Raw genomic sequence first — 3,067 nt, 5'->3', positions numbered from 1 at the left:
GGGGGGGGGGGGGGGGGGGGGGAGCCAGTACGGGTTGTTGCCCGTCAGGCCCTGCACCACCGGTCCGGCACCGAGGCCGACGAGGAGGATGATCACGACGGCGGGCAGCCCCCGGAAGATGTCGGTGTAGACGCGGGCGGGCCAGCGCAGCCAGCGGGTGCGGGAGATCCCGGCCATGGCGAGCAACATCCCGAGGATCGTCCCGGCGACGCCCGACGTGACGGCGAGGATCAGGGTGTTGGGCAACCCGGTCTTCAACAGATCGGGGAAGGCGTGCCGGTACAGCTCCCAGGAGAAGAACGTCTCGCGCAGCTGCTCGAGCGTGGACTTCGGTGCCGTCGCTCCCGGTTCCTCGCCGGCGTTCTCGGCGGCCAGCGCCGCGAAGTCCGGTAGGTCCGGTTCCGGCGCGGCCCTGCTGCCGGGCTTCCAGCCCTCGGGCAGTTCCCGGGGCACCCATCGGGTGTACAGCTCGGCCCAGGTGCCGTCGGCGATCACCGCGTCGAGCCCGGAGTTCAGGGCGTCGATCAGCGGCTGGTTCTCCCTCGCGACGGCCCAGCCGACGAAGTTGTTGAGGCTGAAGGTGTTCTGCACGATCGACGTGGGATCGCCGGGGGCGATGGCGCCCTCGGCCTGCTGCGACGGCGCCACCCACGCGTCGATCTGGCCGGTCTTCAGGTTCGCGTAGGCGGTGTTGTAGTCCGGGAACTTCACCGGATCGAGGCCGAGGGTGTTGACGACGTAGTCGTCCTGCACGGTGCCCTGCACGACCCCGATGCGCGTGGCGGCGTTCAGGTCGCCGAACCCGCGGATCGGGCTGCCGTTCTGCACGACCAGCGAGAAGTACCCGAAGTCGTAGCCGTTGGTGAAGCCGACCAACTGGCGCCGTTCGTCGGTGGTGGTGATCGACGACGAGCCGACGTCGAAGCGCCGGCCGGCCACCTGGGCGAGCAGGCCTGCGAACTCGGTGCCCACGAACTGCACACGCAGCCCGAGCTTCTCCGCGACAGCCTTCAGCAGTTCGTTGTCGTAGCCCGTGAACTCGCCGCTCGAGTTCACGCAGATGCTCGGTGGCGCGTCGGAGAGCGTGCCGACGGTGAGCACGCCGGGGGTGACGAGGTTCAGCCCCGCGACGTCGACCGAGTCCAGGGACACCACGTCCGGCGTCGTGTACCGGTCCTCCGCGGCGGCGGCCGACGTGTCCAGGTTCGCCGGCGCCGCGGACGCCGAGCCGACTCCGGGCGGGGAACACAGATCCTGGGGAGCAGACGGTCGATCACCCCCCGACGAGCAGGCCGTCGCAGTCAGCGCCAGGAGCACCGCCAGGAGCAGCGCCGCGACGGTGCTCCGTTTCGCGATCACGGATTCGGGCATGGTGGGAGCCTAATCCGAATCGAGCCGCCGGACGGGCGGGTCAACCGCCGGACGGCTCGATCGAGACCGTGGAGGCCCGCAGCCGCTCCCCGCAGTGACTGCACGTCAGGACAGGGGTGAAGGTGTGGTCGCACTCGCGGTGACACAGGACGATCGCGGGTCCCTCCGGTGCGCGGAACCAGCGCAGCCCCCAGTCGATCATGCAGGCGACGACGGGGAAGAACGCGCGCCCCTTGTCGGTCAGGTGATAGGTCACCCATGCCGGGCGGGCGGGATTGGGCAGTTCCTCGAGCACGCCGAGTTCGGTGAAGCGCCGGAGCCGGCCGGCCACCACCGCCGGCGGCGCACCCATGCGCTCGGCGAACTGCCCGTAGCGGGTGGCGCCGAGGAACGCCGCCCCGAGCAGTGCCGCCGACCACCGGTCGCCGAGCAGTTCCATCGTGTGCGGCAGGATCTCGGGCGAGCGAGCGCGGCCGGACCGGCGGCGCCCGGTCGCCGCGGGCACGCTCCGCGACCACTGCCCGCTGGGGCCGAGCTGCGCCTCGACGTCGGGTGCGCCGACGGGACGGTCGCAGTGGCCGCACACGAGGACCGGGGTGAACCGGGCGGCGCAGCCCGTGTGCCGGCGGGCCGGGAGCCGGCCCCTGTGGTCGGGCGCCCACTGCTGCTCCCACGCCCACATGGTGAGCAGGACCGGCCACATGCCGTAGCCGCGTGCCGTCAATCGGTACTCGTGCCGGGCCGGCCGCGCCTGGTACTGCACCCGCTCGAAGAGTTCCGCGTCGGTGAGGCGGGTCAGCCGCGCGGTCAGCACCGCGTTGGAGATCTCCCCCCGCTCGATCCAGTCCCGGTAGCGGCGGTCGCCCTGTAACGCGTACCGCAGGATCCACAGGTTCCATTCGTCGCCGAGGATGCCGAGGGTGACCGCGATCGCGTTGTCACCGCCCGGCTCGAGTTCGGTGACCGTGCCGGAACCTGCCATCGACACATGATCATAGGTTCAGGACGTCGCCGGCCCGGTCCGCGTCCCGCCACCCCGGCAGGTCCGAACCCGCCGCCCACGTCGAGTGGGTGCCGCTCGAGACCCGTTCGGGCAGCCCGATCCGCGCGAGCGGGCCGTCCGCCGGTCGCCGTGCGTCGAAGACCAGGCATTCGGACCGATCCCGGTTCATGTCGGTGGTGATCGTGATCAGGTAGCCGTCGTCCTCGCCCGCGGACCCGGTGCGGGGCGCCATCACCGTCTCGCTGCCGAAGACGCCCTCGCCGAACGAGTAGTGCTCCTCTGCTCCGGTCTGCACGTCGTGTTTGACGAGCCCGTCGAAGAGGAACCAGCCCGGCACCCCCGTCGCGGCGTAGGTGTAGCGGTGACGGATGCCGCCGTGATGCGGATTGATCATCCCGAACTCGGTGACGGACTCGGACAGCCGCTCCTCGGTGAGCGAACCGGTGCGCAGGTTCAACCGCCAGCGATGCAGGTGGGTGCCCATGCGGTCGAGCGCCAGCGAACGGAACAGCCGCCGGTAGAGCGTTCCGGTGCCGTCGTCCGGCGGTTCCGGCGTCTCCTGATGGAATCCCTCGAGCACGATCTCGTCGCCGTCCTCGTAGGCGTTGGTCCAGTGCAGCACGTAGGTCGGGTCGGCGTCGAACCAGACGATCTGGTCCGGGCGGCCGCGCCGGGGTAGGACGCCGAGCCGCA

At 71.0% G+C, this 3,067-nt stretch carries 3 protein-coding genes; all 3 read right to left on the bottom strand.

Features of this window, described 5'->3' with window-relative positions; translation table 11 throughout:
- Positions 1-1,371, bottom strand: a 1,371-nt coding sequence (locus OEY_RS0123985) for an ABC transporter permease subunit (protein WP_010596294.1), incomplete at its 3' end; no start/stop codon positions are given.
- A 40-nt stretch (positions 1,372-1,411) separates the two neighbouring features.
- Positions 1,412-2,353 carry a winged helix-turn-helix transcriptional regulator gene (locus OEY_RS0123980; RefSeq protein WP_192811087.1) on the bottom strand — a complete coding sequence of 314 codons (942 nt, stop codon included), beginning with the start codon at positions 2,351-2,353 and terminating at the stop codon, positions 1,412-1,414.
- A 10-nt stretch (positions 2,354-2,363) separates the two neighbouring features.
- Positions 2,364-3,067 (bottom strand): carotenoid oxygenase family protein (locus tag OEY_RS0123975; protein WP_010596292.1); only part of this gene is annotated, 704 nt, incomplete at its 5' end.

This window comes from Rhodococcus sp. P14 (genome assembly GCF_000256505.1).
In the GTDB taxonomy this organism is placed as follows: Bacteria; Actinomycetota; Actinomycetes; order Mycobacteriales; family Mycobacteriaceae; genus Rhodococcus; species Rhodococcus ruber.
This window is presented reverse-complemented; position numbering and strand designations above follow the sequence as displayed.

What these genes read in the sequence shown, in the direction of transcription:
- OEY_RS0123980 (WP_192811087.1), bottom strand. Translation starts at nt 2,353, where the DNA reads ATGGCAGGTTCCGGCACGGTCACCGAACTCGAGCCGGGCGGTGACAAC.